Here is a 927-nt window from a genome sequence, read left to right on the forward strand (position 1 = left end):
ATGAATTGGAAATGCAGCAAAAAACAATTGACCTTGAGAAAGAAAAAGGAGAATTACAATCACAAGAGTTAAAGAAAAAACAAGGTAAACTCACGATTTATAGTAATTTTGCTGGTGTTGTTCAAAAGCTAGATAAAGATGCAGCGCAAAGCTCAGCACAAGCGATGGGCGGACAAGGAAAATCATTTCTACAAATTGCATCTAAAGATCCATTCCAAATTCAAGGAACGTTAACTGAGCTTCAAAAATCACAAATCCAAAAGGATCAAACATTTATTGCAACTGCAAAAGCAAATAGTAAGCAGAAATGGACAGGGAAAATTACAGAAATAAGTGAATTCCCAACAAGTGCAGAGATGGCGCAAGCAGCTGACGCGGGTGAAGGCACACAAAATATGTCTCAGTATACATATAAAGCAAGTCTAGATGGACAAGAAGGTTTATCTCCAGGTTATCACGTATCGCTACAAGTAAGCTTAGAAAATAAGAAGATGATAGCTGTTCTTAGTAAGAGCATTGTAGAAAAAGATGGCGAACCATTTGTTTATGTAGAAGAAAAAGGAAAACTGCGTAAACAAAATGTGAAAAAAGGTTCTACTGATGGAGACTGGACAGAAGTTCTTGAAGGCGTAACAGTGGGGCAAAAGGTGGTTAAAAATCCTTCCGACAATGTATATGACGGAATGGAAGTGAAAGAAAAATGATTACGTTAAACAATATTCATAAAACATATTATCAAGGGAAACTCGCGGTACCGATTTTACATGGTATTAGTTTAACGATTCAAAGCGGTGAGTTTGTTTCCATTATGGGACCATCTGGTTCGGGGAAATCAACGCTTATGAATATTATCGGTTGTTTAGATCGTCCGACAGAAGGCGAATATATGTTAAATGACGTGAATATCTTAACAGCAGACGAGGCAAA

At 37.0% G+C, this 927-nt stretch carries 2 protein-coding genes; both read left to right on the top strand.

What is annotated here, in order from left to right; genetic code table 11:
• A partial coding sequence (locus tag HRG09_RS28175; RefSeq protein ID WP_174104082.1) for an efflux RND transporter periplasmic adaptor subunit occupies window positions 1-704 on the top strand: 704 nt, incomplete at its 5' end.
• Window positions 701-927 (top strand): ATP-binding cassette domain-containing protein (locus HRG09_RS28180; RefSeq protein ID WP_174104083.1); only part of this gene is annotated, 227 nt, incomplete at its 3' end. The genes HRG09_RS28175 and HRG09_RS28180, both read left to right, overlap by 4 nt.

The organism is Bacillus sp. Xin1, from assembly GCF_013314535.1.
GTDB lineage: Bacteria > Bacillota > Bacilli > Bacillales > Bacillaceae_G > Bacillus_A.